Raw genomic sequence first — 24,915 nt, forward strand, 5'->3', positions numbered from 1 at the left:
TCGCGGCGGAGCCCATTCAGGGCCATGGGTGCCGGCGGCGTTGAAAGACCACTCGAGGCGTGGGCTGGGCAAGCGTTGGCGGCATGGATACATCCACCGCGGCGCTCATGGTCTGGAATGGGTTCCATCCCGTCTGCGATCCCTTCGCCCGGTGCCCGTGGACTTGTCGAGCATTGATGTCTTGGAGCGCAGGAATTCGAGGCCGTGGGAGTGGCTCTTCATCAGCGGTGAAGAAGTCGTAAGATGTCGGAACAGTCGCGGTGAGATCCTTCTCTCGCTTGATGGTGAAGGCGTGTCACTGGTCGCGGATCGCCAAGGATGAACTCGGCCGCGCCGATGTCAAAGCGTGCCTCGGGGCAGGCCGAGGAAGTGCTCGAAGCCGGAGCAGGCCAGGTCGTGGCCGTCGCCGACCCGGCAGACGCCCGGGTCGGGACGGAAGCCCGGGATGATCGGTCGGCCCGTCAGAGCCGGCTCCGCAGGAAGGCCAGCGCGCGTTCCTCGTCGAGGATGCCGCCGCCCTCGTGGCCGTTGAACTCCCAGACCTCGATCTCTTTCTCGCCGCCGTACTCGTGGAACGCGCCGAACACCGTGGAGGGCGGGCACACGGTGTCGCGCAGCGCGGCCGAGAACAGGGCGGGTGCGGTCGCGCGGGCGGCGAAGTTGACGCCGTCGAAATAGGCCAGGGTGCGGCGTACCGGGTCGACCTCGGTGCGGTGCACGACCAGGTAGTCGATGATTTCCTTGTACGGGTACGACTCCGTCACCGCCAGCGCGCGCGGGAAGTCGCACAGGAACGGCACGAACGCCACGGCCGCGGCCAGGTCGGAGCGCAGCCCGGCCACCGCGAGCGCGTTGCCGCCGCCCTGGCTGCCGCCGAGCACGGCGATCCGGTTGTTGTCGACCACGTCGAGGCTGCGCGCGGCGTCGACCGCCCGCACCGCGTCGGTGAACATCCGCCGGTAGTAGTAGGTGGCCGGGTCGAGGATGCCGCGGGTCATGACGCCCGGCACCTGCGGCTGCGACGGCGCCTCGTCGGGGGTGGCGCCCAGGCTCCAGCCCGAGCCCTGGCCCCGCGTGTCCATCTGCAGGTGGGCGAAGCCGGCCGAGGCCCACAGCAGGTTCTCCAGGGCGTGGCCGCGACCGCCGCCGTACCCGACGTACTGCACCACGGCGGGCAGCGGGCCGGTGGCGTGGGCGGGCACCCGCAGCCAGGCCCGGACGTCCTGGCCGGCAAAGCCCCGGAACGTCACGTCGTACACGGAAATGGTTTCGAGGTTGGTCTCGACCTGGTTCAGGCGTACGCCGATGTCGTGCCGGGCCGCCTCGGCCAGGGTCCCGGCCCAGAAGTCGTCGAAGCCGTCGGGGGCGGTCTGCGTGCTGCGATAGGTGGCGAGCTGGTCGCGGGAGAGGTCGGTCAGCAAGGCTCGTTCCTTCGTCGAGGTGGTGCGCCGTCGAACACGATCTTGGCACGGCGGGCGGCCCTCTGGCGTCGAGCATACTCGGTATGCATACCATGTAGGCATGTCCATTCGTCACGGCTTGCTGGCTCTGCTCGAGCGGGGTCCGATGCACGGCTATCAGCTGAGGGCGGCGTTCGAGGCGAGCGTCGGCGGCACCTGGGCCCTCAACATCGGGCAGGTCTACACCACGCTGTCGCGCCTCGAACGCGACGATTTCGTGCGTCCCCGGCCCGAGGGCGAGGGCGGGCAACGGCCGTACGAAATAACCGAAAGCGGACGGGCCGAGCTCAGCCGATGGTTCAGCACGCCGCTCGAACGCACCGACCGGCCGCGTGACGAGCTGGCGATCAAGCTGGCGCTGGCCATGACCACGCCGGGGGTCGACGTGACCGCCGTCGTGCAGAGCCAGCGCACGGCGGGCGTCCGGGCGCTGCAGGAGTACACGCGGCTCAAGACCCGGCCGAGCGACCAGGACGACCTGTCGTGGCGGCTGGTGCTCGACTCGCTGATCTTCCAGTGCGAGGCCGAGATCCGCTGGCTCGACCACTGCGAGACGACGATCCTGCGCCATCGGCCCGGCCCGGTCGCCCCGGCCGGCGCGCCGGTCGAGGAGCGCGAGAGGAACAGGCGATGAGCAGCGTGCTGGAACTACGCGATGTGCACCGCACGCACGGCCGTGGCCCGACCGCCGTCCACGCCTTGCGGGGTGTGACCCTGCGGGTGCGGCCGGGGGAGCTGGTGGCGATCATGGGCCCGTCCGGTTCCGGCAAGTCGACGCTGCTCAACCTGGCCGGCGGGCTGGACGGGCCGAGCCAGGGCGAGGTGCTGGTCGAGGGCCGCTCGCTCGACGATCTGAGCCTGCGCGAGCTGGCCGCGGTGCGGCGGCGGACCGTCGGGTACGTCTTCCAGGACTTCAACCTGCTGCCCAGCCTGACCGCCGCCGAGAACGTGGCGCTGCCGCTGGAGCTCGACGGCGTGAGCGTGCGCCGGGCCCGGCGGGCGGCCCTGGGCGCACTGTCCGAAGTGGGCGTGACCGATCTCGCGGGCCGGTTCCCGGACGAGATGTCGGGCGGTCAGCAGCAGCGCGTGGCCATCGCGCGGGCCCTGGTCGGCGAGCGGCGGCTGGTGCTGGCCGACGAGCCCACCGGCGCGCTGGACTCCGGAACCGGCGAGGCGGTGCTGCGGGTGCTGCGCGAGCGGGTCGACGCGGGCGCGGCCGGGCTGCTGGTCACGCACGAGGCGCGGCACGCGGGCTGGGCCGACCGGGTGATCTTCCTGCGGGACGGCGTGGTCGTCGACTCGTCCGGACCGCTCGACTCCGTCGACGACCTGTTGGAGCACCGCTCGTGAGAATCCCCCTGCTCGGATCGTGGCGGACGGCGCTGCGGATCGCCCGGCGCGAGAGCCGGCGTGCCCGGGGCCGGGCCGCGCTGGTCGTCGCCATGATCGCCGTGCCCGTGGCCGCGCTGGCCGGCACCGCCGTCTCGTACGACATGTTCACCCTGACCCCGGCCGAGCAGGCCACCCGGCAGTTGGGCGCGGCCGACGCGCTGCTCACCGTGCGCCTGGCCGGCCCGGTCGAGCAGGACGCGATCGGTAGGAAGTGGCGCCCGGCCGGTGAGACGTCGCCCGGGCCGGCCCTGCGCACCGAACGCGAGATGCTGGCCCTGCTGCCCGAGGGCAGCCGGGTCGTCCCGGTCCGTTCCGGTGAGACCGAGTTCCGGACCGTGACCGGGGGCCTGGCCGGCGTCCGGACCCACGAGATGGATCTGGCCGATCCGATCCACCGGGGAAGGGCCGTGCTGGTCGACGGCCGGGCCCCGCGCGGGCCGGGCGAGGTGGCCCTGTCCGCGGCGGCGCGGTCCCGCTTCGGCGACACCATCCGGTCGCTCGACGGCGCCCGGAGCTGGACCGCCGTCGGCACGGTCGAGTTCCCGGACGATCTGGGCGAGGTCGTGGTCCTCGCGCCCGGCCCGGCCGATCAGGGGGCGGCCCAGTGGCTGGCCGTCACGCCCGAGCCGGTCGACTGGGCCCAGGTCGGGCCGCTCAACCGGGACGGGCTGACCGTGACGTCGCGGGCCGTCCTGCTCGACCCGCCGCGGACCGAGCTCGACGAGCAGGAGGCCGAGGGCCTGAGCCTGGTCCGGATCGTCGTCGGCCTGGCCGTGCTCGAGATCGTGCTGCTGGCCGGCCCGGCGTTCGCCATCGGGGCCCGGCGGCGGCAACGCTCGCTGGCCCTGGTCGCGGCCAACGGTGGCAGCCGGGCCCACCTGCGCCGGATCGTGCTCGCCGACGGCCTCGTGCTCGGGGGCGCCGGCGCGGCCCTCGGCCTGCTGCTGGGGGTGGTGGTGGCTGTGCTGGCCCGTCCGCTGTCCGAGCAGATGCTGGTCGGCGCGCGGGCCGGCGGCTACCGGTTCGACCCGGCCACGCTGGCCGGGATCGCCGTGCTGGCCGTGGCCACCGGCCTGCTGGCGGCGGTCGTGCCGGCGTTCGCGGCCGCCCGCGCCGACGTGGTGACCGCCCTGGCCGGCCGGCGCGGCGCGGTGCGCTCCCGGCGTCGCTGGCTGGTCCTCGGCCTGCTGCTGGCCACGGCCGGGGCCGTCGTCGCCGGTCTGGCCGCCCGGCGCACCAGCGTGGAGCTGATCGTGGCCGGGCTGGCCGTCACCCAGATCGGTCTGGTGCTGTGCACGCCCTCGCTGGTCGGGCTGGTCGCGCTGCTGGGCGGCCGCCTGCCCGCGGCCCCGCGGATCGCGTTGCGGGACACCGCGCGCAACCGGTCGGCGGCGGCCCCGGCCGTCTCCGCGGTCATGGCCGCGGTGGCCGGCACGGTCGCCATCGGTGTCTATCTGTCCAGTTCGGCCGGTCGGCAAGAGCTCAACTACCGAGCCTCCCTGCCGTACGGGCACATCAGTGTCACCTACGGGCCGGGCTCACCGGACCCGGTGCGGGCGGCCTTCGACCGGGCCCTGCCCGGCGCCCCGCTGACCGAGATCACGCAGACCGTCTGCGCCGGACCGGACCCCTCCACGGCGTGCCAGCTGATCCCGGTCCGCGCGCCCGCCCAGCGCTGCCCCGGCGAGGACAACCCGCCGCGGAGCCAGGACGAGATCGACGCTCTCATCGCCGACCCCCGCTGCGCGGCCGAGCACATCACGCAGGGTTCCGGATTCCCGGCCTTCTGGTCCGTCGTCGGCGGCCGGGACGCCGTGGTCGCCCTGACCGGGGCGACCGGCGCCGACCTCGAGCGGGCCGTCGACACCCTGGACCGGGGCGGCGCGGTCGTCTCCGATCCGTTCCTGCTCGACGACGACGGGCTGGTCACCGTGACGGTCAACCGGATCGAGCAGGCGAGGACCCCCGAGGAGTACCGGGTGCCTGGCTACCTGCTGGCGGCCGGTCCGTACGCCAGCGGCACCGTGCTCCCGCCGGTGCTGGCCCAGCGGGCCGGGTTCCCCACGGTCGCGGCTGGCCTGGTCGCCACCACCCCGGCCGAGCCCGGGACGGCGGCGCTCGACCGGCTCAACGCCGACCTGGCCGCGGCCGGGGCCGGGCGGGCGACGGTGGCGACCGGCCCGCCCGACGACAACGACCCGATGCTCTACCTGCTCGCGCTCGCGTCCACGCTGATCACCCTGGGGGCGGCCGGGATCGCCACCGGCCTGGCCGCGGCCGACCGGCGGGCCGATCTGTCCACGCTGGCCGCGGTGGGGGCGGACCCGGGCGTACGGCGGAGGTTGTCCCTCAGCCAGGCCGGCGTGATCGCCGGGCTCGGCTCCGGGCTCGGGGTCGCGGCCGGTCTGCTGTCCGGCTTCGCCGTGCTGACCGCGATCAACGTGAGCCGGAGCGGCGAATGGCCCATGCCGACCCCGTTCCCGCTGACCGTGCCCGGGACGAATTTGCTCTTCGTGCTGATCGCCCCGCTGGTGGCCATGATCGGTGCGGGTCTGCTGACTCGAGCCGGTCTGCCCGTCGAACGCCGCACTATTTCTTGATTCACTTCTCGCTTTGTATTGCCGTTCTGCGACGTATTCCTTTGTGCGGCAAACGGGGGTCGGCCACGGGGTGGCGGGGCGGGGTCGAGGTGTCTACGGTCTGGGCAAGTTTCAGGCCTGTCGAGACAATCGGCCGTGGCCAGGCGTCTCACGGGGGAGGTGGGCGTGCGGTATCGGATCCTTGGTCCGCTGCTGGTGGAGCACGAGGGACAGACGCGGCCGGTGACCGGGGGCAAGGTCCGCACCCTGCTGGCCGCGCTGCTGCTGCACGCGAACCAGCAGCTGTCGGTGGCCCAGCTGGCGCAGCGGATGTGGCCCGGTGAGGCCCCGCACTCGCTGCGCCGGGTCGTGCAGACCAACATCGTGCGGCTGCGGCACGAGCTGCCCTGGCCCAACTCGGTCATCACCGGCCCGGCCGGGTACTCGCTGTTCGTCGAACCCGGCGAGCTCGACCTGCACGAGTTCGACCGGCTGGTGGCCGCGGCCGGCGACGCTGCCGGGCTCGACGCCCAGTCCCGGCTGCTGCGTGAGGCGCTCGGGCTGTGGCGGGGCCCGGCCTGCGCCGACGTCGCGTCGCCGTGGCTGCACGAGATGGACCTGCCCGCGATCGACGAGCGCCGGCTGCTCGCGCTGGAGCGGCGGATCGAGGTCGACCTGCTGCTGCACCACACCGAAGACCTCGTGCCCGAGCTGCGGCGGCTCACCGTCGAGCACCCGTTCCGGGAGAGGTTCTGGGTGCAGCTCATGGCCGGTCTGTTCCGGCAGGGGCGCCAGGCCGAGGCGCTCAGCGCGTACCACTCGGTGTCACGCCGGTTCATCGACGAGCTCGGCGTCGAGCCGGGGGCCGAGCTGCGCGAGGTCCACCAGCAGATCCTGCGCGGCTCCGGCCTGCATCCCCTGCTGGTCGAGGGGGCGGCCCCGGTGCAGGTCATGACGGCCGGGCCCGAGGTCGCGCCGCAGACGCTGCCGGCCGGGGCGATGCACTTCGTCGGCCGGGCCGAGGAGTTCGCCACCCTCGACTGGCACCGCGACGAGGCGGCGGCGGTGGTCGTGCTGGACGGGCCGGCCGGCATCGGCAAGTCGGCCCTGGCCCTGCGGTGGCTGCACGACAACGCGATCGACTACCCCGACGGCCGGCTCTATCTCGACCTCCGGGGGTACGCCGACGAGCCGCCCCTCGACCCGGCCGACGCGCTGGCCGTGCTGCTCGAGGGCCTCGGCGCCGCCGTGCCCACCGGTCTCACGGCCCGGGCCCAGCTCTTCCGTACGTTGACCGCGGGCCGCCGGCTGGCCGTGCTGCTCGACAACGCGCTCGACGCCGACCAGGTGCGCCCGCTGCTGCCCGGTCCCGAGGCCACGGCCGTGATCACCAGCCGCAATCAGCTGCGGGGCCTGGTCGTGCACGACGGCGCGGTGCGGCTGACCGTGCCCCGGCTCGAACCGGCCGAGGCGTCGTCGCTGCTCGGGCTCAACCCGCGGTCGGAAGAGGCGGCCCGGCTGGCCGAGCTGTGCGACCGTACGCCCCTGGCGCTGCGCATCCTGGCCGAGCGGATGGCCCGGCTGCCGCACGTGTCACCGTCGTCGTGGCTGGCCCAATTGCTCGACGAGTCCGACCGGCTGGCCGCGCTCGACGCGGGCGACGGCGCCACCGGGTCGCTGCCGCGGTCGCTGTCGTGGTCGTTCCGGCGGCTCGAGCCCGAGGCGGCCGAACTCGTCCGCCAGATCGCGGTGCACTCGGCCAAGGCGTTCACGACCGGGCAGGCGGCCGAGGTGGCCCTGCTGCCCGTGCCGGTCGTCCGGCGGCATCTCGACCGGCTCGTCGGGGTCCATCTGGTCGAGCAACTCAACCATGACCGCTTCCGGGTGAGCCCGCTGGCCGGGCTCTACGGCCGGCACGGCGCGGCTTCACTTCGGCTTCAACGAGGTTTCACGGCGGGGTAACCGCCAGAATCCCGGGCCCCAGCCGTTGTGCCCGGGACGGCGGGGCCAGAAGCTTCACTGCGTGCAACGGGGGAGCCGAATCCGGCTTCGTTGCCTACGTGAAAACATGGCGAGCAATCGGGTGAGGAAACAATGGCAAAAGATCTAGCTGTCGACGTGAATGCGTTCTGGGAGAACGGTTACCAGATCATCCGCAACGTCTACTCGCGCGACGAGATCAAGGCTTTCCGGGAAGCGGCCTTCGCCTCGCGCGGCCGGGGCCCGGGCGACCTGCTGTCCAACCCGAAGATGCGAAGCACGCTGGTCGACGGCCGTTTCGTCAGCGTCGCCAGGCAGCTCCTGGGCAGCGACGAGATCTGGTACTCGGGCGACAGCTCGTACACGATCAATTCCGGCCAGCGCGGTTTCCACAAGGACAACGTGGACCGCAAGGACGGCAAGGGGCCGGACTGGAACGGCCGCTACACGCTGCTGCGGTTCGGGATCTATCTGCAGGACCACTGGTCGCACACGGGCGGTTTGAACCTGCGTGCGAAATCGCACAATACGGCCGACCACGCGTTCGGAAAGAATGTCTACGTCCGCAGCCGCGTCGGTGATCTCGCGGTGTGGAGCATGCGCACCACGCACAGCGGCAACGGCGTTCTCTACAAATTCCCCAAGTGGGTCCACCCGGAGCCCAAGGACATCCCGAACATCCCGAAGTGGCGCATCGCCAAGGCCGACGGCGACCGGCTCGCGGTCTTCGCCGCGCTCGGCCTCGACGACGCCCACCACGACCGCTACGTCGAGTACATGAAGACCCGCACCTACATGGTCAACTCGTTCCGGGCCTCGAAGTACGACGACGAGACCCTGCTCGAGGCCAAGAACGCCGGCCTCAACATCCGGCGCGTGGCGGACGAGATCGAGGGCGACGACACCGTCGGCCAGAACGCCAACTGGGAGCCGATCCCGTACGAGGTCGGCGCCGCGAAGCGCACCAGCTGATCCGCCGGAGTGTCCGGGGCCCACGCCCCGGACACTTTCGCGTCTCTGTCAGCTAACTGTCGACCGGCGGCGACTGACATTGCCGGCTCGAGGGGCCCTCCTAGCGTCGCTCGCCGTGAGCACGGCAATGATCTTGATCAGTGGTCTCGCCTGGACGATCACCTACCTCGCCCTGATCTACCGGGGCTTCCGCGACCGCACGTTCGGCATGCCGCTGGTCGCCCTGGCCCTGAACCTGGCCTGGGAGTTCGTCTTCACGTTCGTCCACCCACCGGACGAGACGCACATCCTGATCGTGAACGGCGTCTGGCTCCTGTTCGACCTCATCTACTGCGCCGCCATCCACCACCAACTACGCCGCGACGGCCACAACCCGTACCGCCGGATCCAGGCCCGAGCGGACACCGCACCGACCTCCCGGCCGCGATCAGCGGGGAGCGCGGGGTCGGGGGTTTTCTTCTCAGGGTGAGTTCTGGCTTGGGTGATCTCCGGGCGACGGCAGTCGCAGCTCATCGTGAGGAGGGGGAGGGCGCAAGCGTTCTTTGCTTGCGCCCTCCCCCTCCTTGCGATTCGCTCTTGACGCCGTTGCCCGGAGATCACCCAAGCCCACCTGCCGTAACCATCGCCAGAGTGCATCTCCAGCGATGGCTGGGGGTCTGGGGGCGAAGTCCCCAGGATCTTCACCCCCCGTCGCGAGGGCATCAGGGGCCCGGCGGCACGGACGTCAGGTCGCGGTCAGGGGAATCTCGGCCCGGCGCAGAATGGACGACCATGACAGTTCGTCTGAGTGTGCCGGGAGAAGGAACTTCGACTGCCTTGCTGCTGCGGCCCTGGCGACGGGACGACATCAAGAACCTCGTCGCGGCCCATCAGGATGAGCTGCTGCGCCGCACCTTGACCACCCCTCTGACGGACGAGCCGCAGGCCCAGGAATGGTTGAAGGCGCAAGCCGCGGGATGGGTCGAAGCGACACGGTTCAGCTTCGCCGTGGTTTCCAACGCCGATGATCAATTTCTACTCGGGTACGTCGTGGTGAAGGTCGAGACGGCTGGGGTGGCGCAGGTCGGCTATTGGACCGCCGCGCACGCTCGAGGAACCGGAGTCGCCCCTCGCGCCTTGGCCACCGCCTCCCGTTGGGCGTTGGAGACACAGAAGATGGTGTCGCTGAGCCGTCTGGAGCTGTTCCACGCGATCGACAACTCAGCGTCCTGCCGGGTGGCCAACAAGTGTGGGTACGCCTTGCGGGAGGTGCTCACGCCCGCCCCTCCGGCCTTCCCCAGCATGGGACATCGGCACGTCCGCGTCCCTTCCCGTCAGTCGCCCTGACCGTCGGGGCCAGCCCCGGTCACCGCGATCAGCGGGGAGGGCGGCGTCGGGGGTCGGGGGTCTTCTTCTCAGCCAAGCCCTCGCCGCAGCCATCGCCAGAGTGCATCTCCAGCGATGGCTGGGGGTTGGGGGCGAAGTCCCCAGGATCTTCACCCCCATCGCGAGCGCATCAGGGGCCGCAGCGGAGGTGACGACCCGGCCTTCGAGACCTACCTCGCTGCGAACGGCGCGCCGGGGGCCTGTCACATCGCGGTGGGCCGGGTCGTCCTTGGGGGCATGATCGAAGGGCAGGTGGATCGGCGGGTTCGGCGGAGCCTGCTCATCGAGGCCTTCACGCAGTGGCGCCGGCACTCGGACTGCCTGCAGCTGGTCATGCGTCTGGAGAACCAGGATCAGGTGATGGACCGCATCCGGCTGCACGTCGGCGATGTGATGACCATGTTCGCCCGCTACGGGCGGGAGGACGTCGGGAACCCGCCGCTGCTCGGCTACGTCGTCGACTATCACAGTGGCGGCCTGTTCCGGCTGCTCAAGTCGTGGCTCGACGACGGCTGCGTGGTTCCGGCCGAGGCGATGGCCGACCTCGTGTACGACCTGTCCATGCCGTCCGGCCGGAACCAGGGCCGCTCAGCCGCTGCGGCGGTTGCCGTACTGGCGGGGGCTCTGCACCGAGCCCTGACCGGCCGGGGGCCGGCCCTTGGCGAAGACGCCGGGCTTCGACGTGCTCTTGCCCTTGGCCCGCCGGGCGGCCCGGTTGGTGAAGACCTCGGTTTCTTCGTCCGGGGTGTCGGGACTGGCGGTGGATTCGGTCATCACATATCTCCTGACGTGTGGCCCGCGATCACGCTATCGCAGCCGTGCGCCGGTCCTCAGCACGAGGCTTTGCCACCCACCCGTTCGGTGCTGTGCCGCTGGTAACCGACCTCGGCCCCGCCGCGCAGGGTGATGCTGTTGCAGCGGTGGACGGCGGGCGTGCGGTGGGCCACGAAGCTGGCCGTGCTCACCGTGTTGCCCTCGAAGGTCACCGTGCTCAGGTCGCCGTCGAGGATGGGCGGGTCCTGCGAACCGGTGCTCGAGATCGTGTTGCCGGTGATCGCGATCCGGGCCCGTGCGATGGCGAAGTTGTTGTCGGTGTGCAGCACCAGGCCGCCGTGCGAGTTGCGGAACGTGTTGTTGCGCAGGCGGATGTTGTGGGCCGACGAGTCGGGCTGGTCGGCGCCGATCTCGAGGATGCCCTGGGTGTTGGAGCCGGTGTTGTCGTGCACGTCCAGGTCGTCGGCGTAGTTCCACACCTCGACGAAGCCGCCGTCGTGGCCGTAGTCGTTGCTCGGGGCCCGGCAGTTGGTGCAGCTGCTGTGGCCGATGTCGACGCCGTTCGACTCGACCAGGAAGCCGACGGCGCCGTAGTCGTCGTCACCGCCGGGGGTGTTGCGCACCATGTTGAGGTCACGGACCGTGACCCGGTCGGCCCAGGTGCCGGGGGCGCGGAACTGCACGCCGACGCCCGCGTTGTCGACCGTGCTCGAGCGCACCCCGCTGTTGGCGCCCATGATCTGTACGCCGTTGGCCCGCGCGTTGGTGACCCGGACGTTCTCCAGAATTTGGTACGCACCGGACAGCAGAACGACCGCGTCCGAGCCCCCGTCGCGGCCGTCGATGACGGGCAGCGCCCCGGACCCGTACGCGGTGAGCTTGATCGGTTTGCTCTTGGTGCCGTCACCCCGCAGCTGAACCGTGGTCGGCCAGGTGCAGCCGCGGACCAGCCCGATCGCCGCGCCCGGGTCGAGCGACCGCGAGGTGGCCGCGTCGATCGTCCGCAAGGGTTTGGCCAATGTGCCCTTGTTGTCGTCGTTGCCCCGCTTGCAGTCGACGTGAATCCCGTTGAACGGCTTGACCGTCGGCTTCGGTGGCGGGGGCGAGGTGAGAGCCAGCGCCGACCCGATCTTCGGGGCCACCGTGGGCGGGGCCGAGGCCGACGGCGCCGCCGAGCTGGGCTGGGGGAGCGGCGTGGCGACCGTTGTGACCGAAGCGGGCTCGGCCTCGGACCGGGCGAAGCCGGCGACGACCAGCACCCCACCCAGCGTGACGGCCGTGGCGGTGAGCACCAGCGGAAGACGGAGGCGTCGGCTCGGCATCGCGCCACCCTAGCTGACCTGCGTAACAGGGGTCTCAACAAGTGGTTCGATCAACAGTTCCCGGGCTGGGCGATTGCCGACATCAGGTGACTCTTGGCATGATCTCGGCCATGTCTTTGACTCGCCGCCACCTCCTGGGGGCCGGAGCCGCCGCCCTCACCGCCACCGCTGCCGGCTGCAAGCGGGAGGCGAGCGGCTGGTTCGACGGTCAGTCCAGCGGCGGTCAGGGTGCGGGGGCCGCGGCCGCCGCCGCGGCGCCGGCCTATGTGGCCCCGCTCAAGGCGGTGCTGACCAAGTATCTGAAGCCGACCACGGCCAACCCGAAGCACCCGACGTACGCCGGGGCGGCGCTGGTCGTCATGGTCAACAACTCGACCACGGCCAACCTGGCCGTCGGGCACGCGCTGCGCTACGGCGCCGGGCCGGTCGAGCTGGCCGCGGCCAAGCGGGTCGCCACCCGGACCGACACGATCTGGGACCTGGCCTCGCTGACCAAGGTGTACGTGGCGATCGCGCTGCTGCAGCAGGTCGACCAGGGCCGGGTCGACCTGGACGCGCCCGTCGTCCGCTACCTGCCCGGGTTCACCGGCACCGGCAAGGCCCAGGTCACCGTACGCATGCTGCTGACCCACACCAGTGGCCTGCCGGTCGGGGTCACGGGCGTCAAGGGGCTGTCGGTCGCCGCGCAGCGGGCCAAGGTGCTCGCGACTCCGCTGGTCGGCGGGGCGAAGGCCTTCCGCTACTCCAGTGCCGGGCTCATGGTGGCCGGTCAGATCGTCGAGAAGGTCACCGGTCTCACGCTCGACGCGGCCATCAAGAACGGGGTCACCGCCCCGCTGGGCGCGCGCTACATGGGGTTCAACCCGCGCAAGTGGCTCACCGCGGCCGATCAGGCGGCCCGGCTGGCCGCCACCGACGCCCGTACGTCCCGGGGTCTGCTCCGCGGCACCGTGCACGACGACATCGCGTACCAGATGGGCGGGGTGATCGGCAGCGCCGGCATGTTCGGCACGGCCCGTGACGTGGCCCTGACCGGTCAGATGCTGCTGGCCGGCGGCATCTACGGCGGCCGGCGCATCCTGTCGGCCGAGATCGTCAAGGAGATGCTGACCAACCACAACGCCGGCCTGCCCGCGGTCGACCCGGAACGGCCGGGCCGCCCGTCCGACCACGGGCTCGGGGTGACGCTGCGTCAGCCCTGGTTCATGGGCACGCTGTCGGCGCCGACCACGTTCGGGCACACCGGGTTCACCGGCACCTCGCTGCTGGTCGACCCGCGTAAGAAGCTGGTCGTGTCGCTGATGACCAACCGGGCCCACCCCAACTGGAGCTGGGCCGACCCGGACCCGATGCGGGCCGAGGTCGCCACCACGCTGGCCAAGTACCTCTGACGCTCAGCCCACGTCCGCGGTGGTGAGGCGGGCGCGTAGGTCGGCCGCGGGCATCGGGCGGGCGAACCAGTAGCCCTGGGCCTTCTCGTAGCCCAGGCCGGTCAGCCGGATCGCCTGCTCCTCGGTCTCGACGCCCTCGGCCACCGCGTCCAGGTCGAAGGCGCGGGCCATCTGGGCCACGGCGTCGGCGATCGCGTCGGGGCCGCCGTCGGGGACGAACGAGCGGTCCAGCTTGATCTGGTCGACCGGGCAGGTGGCCAGCAGCGTCAGGGTCGACGCGCCGGTGCCGAAGTCGTCGAGCGACAGGCGTACGCCGAGGTCGCGCAGCCCCTGCAGGTTCTCGGTGGTGGCGCCGCCGCCGACCGCGACCGATTCGGTGATCTCCACGGTCAGCCGGCGGGCGGGCAGCCCGCTCTCGTCCAGGGCCGCCGCGACCAGGGCCGGGAAGCCGGGCTGGCGCAGCTGCCGGGCCGACACGTTGACCGAGACGGTCAGCTCGCCGGGCCAGCCCGCCGCCTCGCGGGTCGCGGCCCGCAGCACCCAGGTGCCGAGCGGCACGATCAGGCCGGTCTGCTCGGCGGCGTCGATGAAGGCGCCCGGGCCGAGCAGGCCCTCGGCCGGGTGCTGCCAGCGCACCAGGGCCTCGGCGCCGGTGATCCGGCCGCCGGGCAGGGTCACCACCGGTTGGAAGTACACCACCAACTGGTCCTCGAGGATGGCCGTGCGCAACGCGGCGGCCCGGCGGTTGTTCTCGGCGCCGCGGGCCTCCATGCCGGGCCGGTACCGCTCGTAACCGCCGTCGCCGCGCGCCTTGGCCTCGTACATCGCGATGTCGGCCTGACGCAGCAGGTCGCCCGCGTCGTCGCCGCCGTGCCCGTCGACCACCCCGAAGCTGGCCTTGACGGTCATCGGCTCGCCGTCGACCAGGGCCGGCTCGAGCAGGGCGGCCGCGATCCGGGTCAGCGCCGATTCGACGTCGGCCGCTTCGACCCCCTCGAACAGGATGGCGAACTCGTCGCCGCCGAGCCGGGCCACCGTGTCGGCCGACCGCACCGCCTCCTGCATCCGCTCGGCCACGTGGACCAGCAGCGCGTCGCCGGTGGCATGGCCCAGCGTGTCGTTGACGACCTTGAAGTCGTCGAGGTCGATCAGCACGATGCTGATCAGCGTGTCCGGGCCGGCCTCGGCCACGGCGGCGGTGACCCGCTCGCTGAACAGGGAGCGGTTGGCCAGGCCGGTCAGCATGTCGTGGGTGGCCTCGTAGCGGTACCGCTTCTCCTGGACCCCGATCCGGGCCAGCAGCGCGTCGTTCTGCCGGAAGGCGATCAGCTGGCGGACGACCACGATCGCGGTCAGCGCGACCGCGACCCCGTCGATCAGCATGCCGTTACTGGTGCCCCGGACGTTGTGATAGACGACCATGAGGTCGACGGTCGCGATGGCCACGTACGGCATCAGGCTGTAACCGCGCGGTGGCCGCCGGGGCCGGGCCCCGGCCGCGGTGTCCACCACCTGCATGCGGGCGCCGAGCGCGGCCGCGTAGGCCGCGAACGGCAGCACCAGCACCAGCAGGTTGCCCTGGGGCTGGTGCGGGTGCAGGAAGCTGACCGCCGAGCCGAGGCCGCCGATCAGCGCCGACGCGCCGATCCAGTAAAGCCCGCGGCGCGCGAACGAGTCGACCCCGGCCAGCACCACCTTGGCCGCCAGATAGACCCCGTTGAGCCCGGCACCCATGATCACGACCGCCGCGAACACCCGGTACCCGGTGACCCGGCCGTCGGCGAACTGCGCGGACGCGGCGAAGTGCCAGATCAGCAGCCCGGCGGCCGAGGTCAGGGTGCCCAGGTCGAGCCAGACGCCCAACTTGCGGGCGCGGCTGCGGGCGCTGAAGGGCAGACCGACGAGCGGGCCGGTGAGCACGATGCCGCCGACGAGGTGCAGCACGACGGAAACGGGCACCAACCACTCGCCGGCCCCCAGACCGGACAGCGCGCGCAGCACGGCGACGACGACGAACATCGAGGTGCCGATCCGAACGGTCAGCCAGTAGCGCCGGACCACGGGCGACGAGCCCGGATCCCGCTGGACCCGGCGGCAGAGCACCAGGGTGGGGACGATGACCGCGATCACCAGCAGCCAGTTCACCGGCTCGGGCCACAGCCGCCCGAGATGCTCCTGAGCCAGGAACAGCCCGACATTGACAACCAGCAATGCCGTGACGGTCTGGAACGCCCGGTCAGCGAACAGCGGCGGGCGATCCTGCACGTCCTTATCTTCGACACGGCCGCAGCCGAGGTGAGAAGTCCGGTCTCACAAGCGGTCGAAGGGCGCCCATCCGCTGACCGCGAACGCGCTGCCGTGGCGCTGGATCTCCAGGGCGCCATGGCCGCTCAAATGGGCCGGCACGACCAGGGCGTTGGTGTCGGCCGCCCACCCGAGCAGCGCGCGCCGGGTCACCGCGGACGTCGCCGGGTCCTCGTCGAAGCAGCTGCTGTGGTCGAGCTCGGCCAGCTGCAGCGGGGTGTGGAAGATGTCGCCGGCGAACAGGGCGCGATCGCCGCCGGACTCCAGCATCAGCACGCTCGAACCCGGGGTGTGCCCGGGCGCGGCCCGCAGGCGCAGGTTGGCGTCGATCGTGTGCGTGCCCTCCCACAGCTGCACCTGGCCGGCCGCGTGGACCGGGGCGACGCTGTCCTCGAACGCGTTCTCGTTGACGCCGCCGGCCAGACCGGGATGATGTGCCGGGTCCCAGAAGACGAAGTCGGGGCGCGGCATCAGATAGGTGGCGTTCGGGAAGGTCGGTACCCACTCGCCGCCGGCCTGGCGGGTGTTCCAGCCGACGTGGTCGACGTGCAGGTGGGTGTTGACGACCAGATCCACGTCCTCCGGGCGTACCCCGGCCCGGGCCAGGTTGCCCAGGTAGTCCAGGCTCAGATGGTCCCAGGCGGGGACGGCGGGGCGGGTCTTGTCGTTGCCGAGGCCGGTGTCGATCAGGATCGTGCGGCCCTCGCTGCGCAGCACCCACGTCTGCATGGCCGCGTGCACCGTGCCGTCGCCCAGGTGGTCGGGAACGAGGGTGGCCTCGTGGCGCTGCCAGGCCTCGTCCGGGACCGTGGGGAAGAACGCTGCGGTGGGCATGATCGGGCCGTGGGTCTCCTCGACCCGGGTCACGGTCACGTCGCCCAGTTTGATCTCGTTGATGATTCTGCTCCTCGATAGTCGGTGGTGGTGTGGGCGAGCAGGGACATGGCCTCCCGCGAGGGGGAGCCGCGCTCAGTGGTCGCGACGACGACCGTGCGGCCCTGCTCGGTGGTCAGGGCCTGCTGAGTGACAGTGAGCTCGCCGACCAGCGGGTGCCGCATGACGTACGTGGCGTCGCCGCCGGTCTTGACCCGGTGCGCGGCCCACATCTCGGCGAACTCGGTGCTGCGGACGGTCAGGTCGCCGACCAGGGCCGCGATCGCCGCGTCGCCGGGGCGCCGGCCCGCCGCGACCCGCAGGGTGCCGACCACGGCCCGGGCCTTGGCCGGCCAGTCCGCGTACAGCTCGCGGGTGTGCTCGTCCAGGAAGACGAGCCGGGCCATGTTCGGACGGCCGCGCGGGCGATCCGGATCGGCCGGGTCGACGTGCCCGGCGAACAGCGCGTGCCCCGTACGGTTCCAGGCCAGGACGTCGCTGTGCCGGCCCAGCACCAGCGCCGGGGTGTCGCCCATCGCCTCGACCAGCTGCTCGAGTTCGGGCGTCATCCGTTCCGGGGCCGAGCGCCGCGCGGCCGGCCGGGCCCGGGCGCCGGCCGCCAGTTCGTGCAGGTGCCGGCGCTCGCCGTCGTTCAGCCGCAGCGCCCGGGCGATCGCGTCGAGCACCTCGGGCGAGGCGTTCTGCGAATAGCCCTGCTCGAGCCGGGCGTAGTAGGAGGCGCTGACCCCGGCCAGCAACGCCAGCTCCTCCCGGCGCAGCCCCGGAACCCGCCGCCGGTCGCCGTACCCGGTCAGTCCCACCTCGGCCGGCCGCACCTGCGACCGGCGGCTGGCCAGGAACTCACCGAGCTGTCGTCTGCTGTCCACGAATCGAGTATCAGCAGCGCCGGCGGCCCCAGCCACACCCTGACAGGAGCAGGCAACGGTCGGGCTACCGTGGCCGGATGCGGATCGCCGTCGCGCAGACCGACGTCACCACCGATCCCCGGGTCAACGGGGTGGCGATTCGCGACGCGATGCGGCGGGCGGCCGGGTTGGGGGCGCGGCTCGTGCACTCCAGCGAGGGGGCGCTGTCGGGGCACGGCAGCGACCCGCGCAGCACCGATCGGACCTGGCTGTGACGGCCATGGAGTATGTGTCGCGGGTGCCGCGGCCGCCGCTGGACGGGCTGATCGACGACTTCTACTACCTGGCCGGGACGCCGCCTTACGCCCGGCTGACGCTGCCGCCCGCGCCGTCGGCGCTGCTCATCCTCAATCTCGGGGCGCCGTTCGGCATTCACGGCGCCGGGTACGCCGACGGTTGCGTGATCACCATGCCGACCCGGGCGTACGAGTTCAGCTACCCCTGCCCCACCCGGTCCGTCGGGGTGCACTTCAAGCCGTGGGGTCTGGCGCCGTTCCTGCCGATGCCCGCGGCCGAGCTGTGCGACCGGCCGCTCACGGTCGAGCAGGTGTGGGGCCGGCCCGCCGTGGCCTCGTTGCGGGACCGGCTGGCGTCGGCGCCCGGCCCGCACGAGATGCTGACGATCCTCGAGGCGGAGCTGACGCGGCGGCTGGGCGGGCTCCCCGGCCTGGGACTGGTCCGCCACGCGAGCGGCGTCATCGCGGCGGCCGGCGGCGCGGTGGCGATCGGCGACCTGACCGGGGCGGCCGGTATCAGCAGCACCCACCTGGCCCAGCGGTTCAAGCAGCTCGTCGGGGTCACGCCGAAGCGGCTGGCCCGCACCTACCGCTTCACCGGCACCGTGTTCGCGCTCGACCCGGCCGGGCCGATCGACTGGGGCGAGGTCGCCCACGACGCCGGCTACTTCGACCAGGCCCACTTCGGACACGAGTTCCGGGCGTTCACCGGACTCACCCCGACCCGGTACCTCGAGGTGCGGCGGCGGTTCCTGCGCGAGCATCCGGGTCACGCGCTGGAGGGATGGCCGCTGCCGGCCGATTGATTTCTTACAAGAGCGGCGGCTCGGGGCACGCTAACTTGGGGGCTCGCCAAGACAGAGGAGAGTCCCGTGGGCAAGGTGGTCATGTACGCCTCGGTGTCGGTGGACGGTTTCATCGCCGACGAGAATGACCAGCCCGGACCGTTGTTCGACTGGCTGACCGGCGGTGAGGTGCCGTTGGACGACAGCGGCGTCCTGAAGGTGTCGCAGGCGTCCTACGACCACACCCGGGCCTACTGGGACCGGATCGGGGTGACGATCGCCGGCCGCCACGTCTTCGACCTGACCGACGGCTGGGACGGCAAGCCGCCGTCCGGGATCGACCACGTGGTCGTGGTGACGCACCGCCCCGCCCCCGAGGGCTGGGACGCCGGGGCGCCGTTCCACTTCGTCGACGGCATCGAGGCCGCCGTGGTCAAGGCCCAGGAACTGGCGGGCGACCGCCTCGTCGAGGTCGCCGCCGGCGACGTCGGCGGTCAGGCGCTGGCCGCGGGCCTGGTCGACGAGGTCCGCATGGACGTCGTGCCCGTCGTGCTCGGCTCGGGCAAACGCTTTTTCGGCTCGGTCGAGGCGCAGTACCTGCTGGAGGACCCGGACGTGGTGATCCAGGGCAACCGGGTGCTGCACCTGAGCTACGGCGTCCGCCGCTGATCGGTCACGCGCCGTTCACGGGACGGGGTACCGGCCGGTCAGGCAGGCTGTGCAGAAGCCGCCGGGGGTGGGGGTGATCGCGTTCATCATGCCGTCGAGCTCGAGGTAGGCGAGCGTGTCGGCCCCGAGGTGGTCGCGGATCTGGTCGACGGTCATCGTGGCCGCGACCAGCTTGCTGCGGTCGGACGTGTCGAGACCGTAGTAGCAGGACCACCGGTACGGCGGCGACAGCACCCGCAGGTGGATCTCGGCCGCGCCCGCGTCGCGCAGCAGTTTCATGGTGGCGCGCAATGTCGTGGCGCGGACGATCGAGTCCTCGACCACGATCAGCCGCTTACCGGCCACGTTGTCGGCGATCGCGTTGAACTTCAGCCGGACGGCGTTCTCGCGGAGCTGCTGGTTGGGGGCGATGAACGTACGCCCGATGTAGCGATTCTTGATCAGGCCGTCCCCGTACTCGATGCCGGAGGCGGCGGCGTACCCCTGCGCGCCCGGGATCGAGGAGTCCGGGATGGGCATGACCATGTCGGCCTCGACCGGGGCCTGGGCGGCCAGCGCGACCCCCATGCGACGGCGGGCGGCGTGCACCCCGATGCCGGCCAGCTGCCCGTCGGGGCGGGCGATGTAGACGAACTCGAAGGAGCACAGGGCCCGCGGCTCCGGGGCGCTGAACTGCACGCTGCGCACCCCGTCGTCGTCGATCACGACGAGCTCACCCGGTTCGATCTCGCGGACCACGGCCGCGCCGACCACGTCGAGCGCCGGCGTCTCGGAGGCCAGCACCCAGCCCCCGGTGTCCAGCCGGCCCAGGAACAGCGGCCGGAAGCCGTGCGGGTCGCGGGCGCCGATGAGCCGGGTCTCGTCCATCAGCACGAACGAGTAGGCGCCGCGCAGGCGGGGCAGGACCTCGGTGGCCGCCTCGATCAGGTCGTCCCCGTGCCGGGGGAGGGCCTCGGCCAGCAGGGCCGCGACGACGTCGCTGTCGCTGCCGCTCTCAGTGGTCAGGTCGGTGGTGTTGACGAGGTTGCCGTTGTGGCCGAGCGCGAAGAAGATGTCGCCGGCGTGCCGCGAGACGGGCTGGGCGTTGTGCCAGGCGCTGGCCCCGGTGGTCGCGTAGCGGACGTGCCCGATGGCCAGGCCGCCGGGCAGGGCCTGCAGGCGGTGGGTGTCGAAGATGGTCGAGACCAGGCCCATGTCCTTGTCGACCAGAACCTTGTCGCCGTCGCTGACGGCGATGCCGGCCGATTCCTGGCCGCGGTGCTGCAGGGCGTAGAGCCCGAGGTAGGTCAGATGGGCGGCCGGTTGCTGAGGGTCGCGGACGCCGAAGACGCCGCAGGCTTCCTTGGGGCTGTCGTCTGCCACGGCGGCGACTATACGGACCGCGCCGGGTCGCGGGCGAGTTGTCCGGTCGCACGTCCGGGTGGCTGACGGACCGGCACCGTTTCGGCACTGCGGGTCCCTAGCGTCGGCGGCAGACCAACGAACTGGGGAGACCAAGATGTCCGACAAACCGACCGTCGTACTGGTGCACGGCGCCTTCGCCGACTCGACCGCGTGGAACGCCGTGCTGGCCCGGCTGGGCAAGGAGGGAGTGGACGCGTTCGCGGTCGGGAACCCGCTGCGGAGCCTGGCCACCGACGCCGCGTACGTGCGGGACGTCGTCAACGGGGTCGGCCGGCCGGTGATCCTGGTCGGTCACTCGTACGGCGGAATGGTCATCACCGAGGCGGCGTCGGGTCTGGCCCCGGTGCAGTCGCTGGTCTACGTGGCCGCGTTCACGCCCGACACCGGCGAGTCGGCGCTGGTGCTGGCCAACAAGTTCGCCGGCAGCACGCTGGGCCAGGCCCTCGACTCGTACCCGCTGGCCTCGGGCGGGACCGAGCTGAAGATCACGCTGGCCAAGTTCCCGGAGCAGTTCGCGGCCGACATCGAGCTCGAGGACGCGATCCTGCTCGGCCGCACCCAGCGCGCGGTGACCGAGAAGGCGCTGACCGACGGCCTGTCGGTGACCCCGGCCTGGAAGAGCGTGCCGTCGTGGCAGGTCTACGGCGACGCCGACCTCAACATCCCGGTCGAGCTGTTCCGCTTCCAGGTCGGCCGCTCGTCCCCGCGGGGCGTGACCGAGGTGGCCGGCGCGTCGCACGCCATCGCCGCCTCGCAGCCCGACGCCGTGGCCGCGACGGTCCTCGAAGCCGTCGCCGCGGCGTAGTCAGCCCAGCCTGGCCTGCAGGGCGGCCGCATCCGGGTGGTCGAGTTCGGTGAGGATGCCCCACGCGTGCTGCCACGCTGCGCGGGCCGCCTCGAGGTCTCCGGCGCCCTGGTGCACGTCGCCCAGCTTGCCGGTGGTGTCGGCCTCCTGGTAGCGGTCGCCGAGGTCGTGGAAGATGGCCACGGCGTGCTGATAGCAGTCGACGGCGTCGGCGTGGCGGCCCAGGTGATGGGCCGAGTAGCCGAGGCTGTCCCAGGTGTGCGCCTGGCCGTACCGATCGCCCAGCTCTTCCAGCAGGGCGAGGGCGCGGCGGCAGGAGGCAACGGATTCCTCGTACGCGCCGAGCAGGGCCTGGTACCAGCCGACCGAGTTGAGGGCGTTGGCCTGGCCGACCCGGTGGCCGGTGGTCTCGAACAGCTCCAGGGAGCGCCGGGCCTCGGGCAGGGCCAGGTCGGGCCGGTCCTGCCGGTCGTGCAGGGCGGCCAGGCTGTTGTGGGCGTACGCCTGCCCGATCACGTCGCCGGCCCCGGTGCTGATCCCGAGGGCGGTGCGGAGCTCGGCCTCGCCCTCGTCGAACCGGCGGAGGCCCAGGTGTGCGACGGAGAGATTGCGATGGGCCCGGGCCAGCGCGGTGGCGTCCGCGCAGCGGGCGGCAGCCTCGACCGCGATCCGGCAGGCCGCCTCCAGGTCGTGCCAGTAGCCCTGCCAGTCGAGGAACGTGACCATGCTGAGGGTCAGCTGCCAGCTGACAGCGTCGTACCCGGCCGCGGCGGCCTGCCGGATCACGGCCAGCAGCGGGAGGCGCTCGGCGGTGAACCAGTCCATGGCCTCCTCGTATTTCACCGGCGGGTCCACCCTCACGCCGGGTGCGGGCGGCTCGAGCGACAGCGGGTCCTGGGCCGGGTCGAGAATCTTGGCGGCGGCGCTTGCCGTGTGCAGGTAGTGGTCGAGCAGGCGGGTGGTGGCGGCCTCGTCGCGGGTGCCCTTTCCGGCGTACGCCCGCAGCAGGTCGTGAAAGGCGTAGCGGCCGGGCGCCTGCTCGGCGAGCATGCTGGCCCGCACCAGTTCGGCCAGGTCCCGCCGCGTCGCCGACGGCCGCTCACCGGTCAGGCCGGCCGCCGCCGCGGTCCCGACGTCCGGGCCCGGGTGCAGGCTGAGCAGCCGGAAGAGCCGGGCCGCGGAGGGGCTCAGCGCGGTGTACGACCAGTCGAACACCGTCTCGATCCGGGTCGCGCTGTCACCGGCGTCCAGCGCGTCGAGCCGGGCGCCGGCCAGCTCCCCGGCGAACGCTTGCAGCGGAAACGTGTTGTGCTGGACCCGGGCGGCCGCGATGGCCAGGGCCAGGGGCAGCCCGGCGCAGGCGTCGATGATCTGGGCCGTGGCCCCGGGGTCGGCGGTGACCCGGCCCGCGCCGAGCCGCCGGCTCAGCAGGTCGTGGGCCTCGCCCGCCGTGAGCGGGACGAGCCGGACCGGCCGCGCGCCGTGGGTGGCCAGCAGCGGCGTCAGCTGGTTGCGGCTGGTCACCACGGTCAGCCCCGTCGGCGACCCGGGCAGCAGGTCGCGGACGTGGTCGGCGTCGCGCGCGTTGTCGAGCAGGACCAGGACCCGCCGGCCGGCCAGCAGGCTGCGATACAGGCCGGCCTGGGCCGCGGCGGTGGGTGGCATCCGGTCGGGAGGCACGCCGAGAGCGTGCAGGAAACCGCGGACGGCCTCGCCCGGGTCCAGCACCTGGTCCCCCGCGTCGAAGCCGCGCAGGTCGGCGTACAGCTGGCCGTCCGGGAAGAGGTGGGCCGCCCGGCGGGCCCAGTGCACGGCGAGCGAGGTCTTGCCGACCCCGGCCGGACCGGAAAGCGTAGCGACCGCTCCCGGTGGCAACGCGTCGAGCTCGGCCAGCAGCGCGTCACGACCGGTGAAGCCGGCGACCTCGGCCGGCAGCTGCGCGGGGACGACGGGCGCGGGCGGTGGGCCGCCGAGGATCGTCCGGTGCAGCGCCTGGAGTTCGGTCCCCGGGTCGACCCCGAGTTCGTCGGCCAGCCGGTCGCGCACCTCGGCGTACCGGGCCAGCGCCTCGGCCGACCGCCCGGCCGTGTGCAAGGCCCGGATCAGCTCGGTGTCCAGGGGCTCGGTCAGCGGGTGCTCACCGGTCAGCTCGGACAACCGCCGGATCACCGGGCCGGGATCACCCGCCACCAGCTCGGCCCGGGCCCAGGCCAGCATCAGGTCGAGGTGTTCCTGCTGCCAGCTCTGCCTCATCCGGTCGGCCCAGGGCCCGGTGACGCCGGTGAGCGGTTCACCGCGCCACAGCGCGACCGCCTCGCGCAGCGGGCCGACGTCGTGCCGGCCTCGTTCGAGCAGGGCGCGCATACGGTGCAGATCGACGCGCTCGGGTTCGGTGTCGAGACGATAGCCACCCGTACAGTGAATCAGCGCGACCTGACCGCCGGCCTGAGCCAGCACGCCCCGCACCCGGGCGACGTGGGCGTGCAACGAGCGCCGGGCCGTCGCCGGGGGAGTCTCGCCCCACAACCGGTCGATCAGGGTGTCGGCGCTGACCGTGCGCCCGGCGTCGGCCGCCAGGACCGCCAGCACTGCGCGTTGCCGGGGCTGACCGACATCGAGCCGCGTGTCGCCGACCCACAGCTCGACCGGGCCCAGCAGGCGGAACTCGATCACACGCTCCCCAGGAACTCGGCCACAACAATTCCACAACAGGGTCCGCCGAGACTATCGCAAGTATCGATGTCCAAGCTCTCGCCGCAGGCTTCACCATCGGGGGGCGGCGAGAACGTGCTTGTCCGAAAGGAGTTGCTCGTGCTCAGACGCATGCTGACCCGCACTCTGACCGTCGTTCTGGCCGGCGCCGGCGTGGTCGTGGTCCACGCCGCGCCCGCGCTGGCCTTCAGTGTCCTCGGGCCCTACTGCGACCCGTACAACCGGATCCGGTTCGACTTCAAGACCGACGCCAAGAAGGTGGTCTCGACCGTCATCTGGGACGACACCCGGGTGCCGGCCGTGGCCTCGATCAGCGACAGCACCAACGACGGCGCCACGACGATCGTGCGCATCGACAACGGCCGGACCGTCATCCCGTACCCGGACGAAGCCTTCGACTATCACGTCTACAGCTACAACATCTACTACGAAGTGCGGAAATGGCGCCCGGTCTGGAACGGTTCCGCGCGGGACTGGGTGTCGCCGCATCTGTGCAGCCCGTAGGCCAGTAGTTTGCCGGCATGAGTCTTCTTGACGACGTGGCGGAACGGGACGGCTGGCGGTGCTGGGTGTGTGACGAGCCGGTCGACGCCGAGATGTCGGTGAACGATCCGCGCGGTCCCAGCGTCGACAGCCGCACCGCCGACCGCAAGGCCAAGCTCACCGAGCGGCTCGCCCACCGCGCCTGCAACACCCGCAAGGGCGCGGTCAAGGTGGTCATCGCCTGGCCCGACCGGCTGCACGTGATCGAGCCGGCGCCGCTGATCACCGTGGCCGAGCGGCTCGAGCGCAAGGGCGGGCGCGAGCTGGTGGCCCGGTGCCCGAGGCGCCAGGACGCCCAGGAGGCGGCGGACTGGCTGGTCGACCGCTTCTCGCGGCTGGTGCCGGGCCTGCCGGTGACCGCGAGCGTCGAGCCCGGGGGCGGCCAGTTCCTGGTGGCGCTGGCCGCCCGCCGTTGACGTCAAG

At 72.1% G+C, this 24,915-nt stretch carries 22 protein-coding genes; 15 read left to right on the top strand and 7 right to left on the bottom strand.

Annotated features, from left to right (window positions below):
• Nucleotides 1–461 precede the first annotated feature (461 nt).
• Nucleotides 462–1,421 carry an acetylxylan esterase gene (locus tag M1L60_RS25730; protein ID WP_438862153.1) on the bottom strand — a complete coding sequence of 320 codons (960 nt, stop codon included), beginning with the start codon at nucleotides 1,419–1,421 and terminating at the stop codon, nucleotides 462–464.
• Nucleotides 1,422–1,521: 100 nt separating this feature from the next.
• On the opposite strand from M1L60_RS25730, the gene M1L60_RS25735 reads away from it, so the two are divergent.
• The 8 genes from M1L60_RS25735 (at nucleotide 1,522) to M1L60_RS25770 (ending at nucleotide 10,627) form a co-directional block, all read left to right on the top strand.
• Entirely contained in the window at nucleotides 1,522–2,094 is a 573-nt protein-coding gene (locus M1L60_RS25735) for a PadR family transcriptional regulator (protein ID WP_253240081.1), read from the top strand.
• Entirely contained in the window at nucleotides 2,091–2,810 is a 720-nt protein-coding gene (locus M1L60_RS25740) for an ABC transporter ATP-binding protein (RefSeq protein WP_253240082.1), read from the top strand. Before M1L60_RS25735 ends, M1L60_RS25740 begins: the two co-directional genes overlap by 4 nt.
• A complete protein-coding gene (locus M1L60_RS25745; protein WP_253240083.1) occupies nucleotides 2,807–5,452 on the top strand; it encodes an FtsX-like permease family protein in 2,646 nt (881 codons plus the stop codon). Before M1L60_RS25740 ends, M1L60_RS25745 begins: the two co-directional genes overlap by 4 nt.
• Nucleotides 5,453–5,617: 165 nt before the next feature.
• Nucleotides 5,618–7,393 carry an AfsR/SARP family transcriptional regulator gene (locus M1L60_RS25750; protein WP_253240084.1) on the top strand — a complete coding sequence of 592 codons (1,776 nt, stop codon included), beginning with the start codon at nucleotides 5,618–5,620 and terminating at the stop codon, nucleotides 7,391–7,393.
• Nucleotides 7,394–7,549: 156 nt separating this feature from the next.
• A complete protein-coding gene (locus M1L60_RS25755; protein WP_253240085.1) occupies nucleotides 7,550–8,383 on the top strand; it encodes a phytanoyl-CoA dioxygenase family protein in 834 nt (277 codons plus the stop codon).
• A gap of 115 nt (nucleotides 8,384–8,498) precedes the next feature.
• A complete protein-coding gene (locus tag M1L60_RS25760) occupies nucleotides 8,499–8,852 on the top strand; it encodes a transmembrane-type terpene cyclase (RefSeq protein WP_253240086.1) in 354 nt (117 codons plus the stop codon).
• 302 nt (nucleotides 8,853–9,154) lie between these two features.
• The gene (locus tag M1L60_RS25765; protein ID WP_253240087.1) at nucleotides 9,155–9,709 is read left to right on the top strand and encodes a GNAT family N-acetyltransferase; all 555 of its coding nucleotides are present in this window, start codon (nucleotides 9,155–9,157) and stop codon (nucleotides 9,707–9,709) included.
• A gap of 252 nt (nucleotides 9,710–9,961) precedes the next feature.
• Nucleotides 9,962–10,627, top strand: a complete 666-nt coding sequence (locus tag M1L60_RS25770) for a TetR-like C-terminal domain-containing protein (RefSeq protein WP_253240088.1) — start codon at nucleotides 9,962–9,964, stop codon at nucleotides 10,625–10,627.
• Here the strand turns inward: M1L60_RS25770 and M1L60_RS25775 are convergent.
• A complete protein-coding gene (locus M1L60_RS25775) occupies nucleotides 10,579–11,844 on the bottom strand; it encodes a right-handed parallel beta-helix repeat-containing protein (protein WP_253240089.1) in 1,266 nt (421 codons plus the stop codon). The two genes, M1L60_RS25770 and M1L60_RS25775, sit on opposite strands and share 49 nt — an antisense overlap.
• 110 nt (nucleotides 11,845–11,954) lie before the next feature.
• On the opposite strand from M1L60_RS25775, the gene M1L60_RS25780 reads away from it, so the two are divergent.
• Nucleotides 11,955–13,235 carry a serine hydrolase domain-containing protein gene (locus M1L60_RS25780; protein ID WP_253240090.1) on the top strand — a complete coding sequence of 427 codons (1,281 nt, stop codon included), beginning with the start codon at nucleotides 11,955–11,957 and terminating at the stop codon, nucleotides 13,233–13,235.
• A 3-nt stretch (nucleotides 13,236–13,238) separates the two neighbouring features.
• On the opposite strand, the gene M1L60_RS47950 is transcribed toward M1L60_RS25780, so the two are convergent.
• The 3 genes from M1L60_RS47950 to M1L60_RS47955 are packed head-to-tail and all read right to left on the bottom strand — an operon-like array spanning nucleotide 13,239 to nucleotide 17,299.
• Entirely contained in the window at nucleotides 13,239–15,500 is a 2,262-nt protein-coding gene (locus tag M1L60_RS47950; protein ID WP_253240091.1) for a putative bifunctional diguanylate cyclase/phosphodiesterase, read from the bottom strand.
• Nucleotides 15,501–15,545: 45 nt separating this feature from the next.
• Nucleotides 15,546–16,412, bottom strand: coding sequence for an MBL fold metallo-hydrolase (locus M1L60_RS25790; RefSeq protein ID WP_253240092.1), 867 nt, complete (start codon nucleotides 16,410–16,412; stop codon nucleotides 15,546–15,548).
• On the bottom strand, nucleotides 16,409–17,299 hold the full coding sequence (locus M1L60_RS47955) for a helix-turn-helix domain-containing protein (RefSeq protein ID WP_253240093.1): 891 nt from the start codon (nucleotides 17,297–17,299) through the stop codon (nucleotides 16,409–16,411). Before M1L60_RS47955 ends, M1L60_RS25790 begins: the two co-directional genes overlap by 4 nt.
• 77 nt (nucleotides 17,300–17,376) lie before the next feature.
• Between M1L60_RS47955 and M1L60_RS25800 the strand changes: the two genes are divergently transcribed.
• The 3 genes from M1L60_RS25800 to M1L60_RS25810 all read left to right on the top strand — a co-directional run bounded on the left by M1L60_RS25800 (nucleotide 17,377) and on the right by M1L60_RS25810 (nucleotide 19,028).
• Nucleotides 17,377–17,553, top strand: coding sequence for a hypothetical protein (locus M1L60_RS25800; protein WP_253240094.1), 177 nt, complete (start codon nucleotides 17,377–17,379; stop codon nucleotides 17,551–17,553).
• Between the two features lie 5 nt (nucleotides 17,554–17,558).
• Nucleotides 17,559–18,380, top strand: coding sequence for an AraC family transcriptional regulator (locus tag M1L60_RS25805; RefSeq protein ID WP_253240095.1), 822 nt, complete (start codon nucleotides 17,559–17,561; stop codon nucleotides 18,378–18,380).
• Nucleotides 18,381–18,446: 66 nt separating this feature from the next.
• Nucleotides 18,447–19,028, top strand: coding sequence for a dihydrofolate reductase family protein (locus M1L60_RS25810; protein ID WP_253240096.1), 582 nt, complete (start codon nucleotides 18,447–18,449; stop codon nucleotides 19,026–19,028).
• A 15-nt stretch (nucleotides 19,029–19,043) separates the two neighbouring features.
• On the opposite strand, the gene purF is transcribed toward M1L60_RS25810, so the two are convergent.
• Entirely contained in the window at nucleotides 19,044–20,390 is a 1,347-nt protein-coding gene (gene purF, locus M1L60_RS25815) for an amidophosphoribosyltransferase (protein ID WP_253240097.1), read from the bottom strand.
• Nucleotides 20,391–20,526: 136 nt separating this feature from the next.
• Here purF and M1L60_RS25820 point away from each other — a divergent pair, with 136 nt between their 5' ends.
• Nucleotides 20,527–21,237: an alpha/beta fold hydrolase gene (locus M1L60_RS25820; RefSeq protein WP_253240098.1), complete on the top strand. Its 711-nt coding sequence runs from the start codon at nucleotides 20,527–20,529 to the stop codon at nucleotides 21,235–21,237.
• On the opposite strand, the gene M1L60_RS25825 is transcribed toward M1L60_RS25820, so the two are convergent.
• The gene (locus M1L60_RS25825; RefSeq protein ID WP_253240099.1) at nucleotides 21,238–23,910 is read right to left on the bottom strand and encodes an AfsR/SARP family transcriptional regulator; all 2,673 of its coding nucleotides are present in this window, start codon (nucleotides 23,908–23,910) and stop codon (nucleotides 21,238–21,240) included.
• Nucleotides 23,911–24,048: 138 nt separating this feature from the next.
• Between M1L60_RS25825 and M1L60_RS25830 the strand changes: the two genes are divergently transcribed.
• A complete protein-coding gene (locus tag M1L60_RS25830) occupies nucleotides 24,049–24,453 on the top strand; it encodes a hypothetical protein (protein ID WP_253240100.1) in 405 nt (134 codons plus the stop codon).
• A 17-nt stretch (nucleotides 24,454–24,470) separates the two neighbouring features.
• Nucleotides 24,471–24,908 (top strand): hypothetical protein, encoded by a 438-nt coding sequence (locus M1L60_RS25835; RefSeq protein ID WP_253240101.1) that lies wholly within the window; start codon nucleotides 24,471–24,473, stop codon nucleotides 24,906–24,908.
• The last annotated feature ends 7 nt before the right edge of the window (nucleotides 24,909–24,915 follow it).

It is taken from the genome of Paractinoplanes aksuensis (genome assembly GCF_024137025.1).
Classification (GTDB): Bacteria; Actinomycetota; Actinomycetes; order Mycobacteriales; family Micromonosporaceae; genus Actinoplanes; species Actinoplanes aksuensis.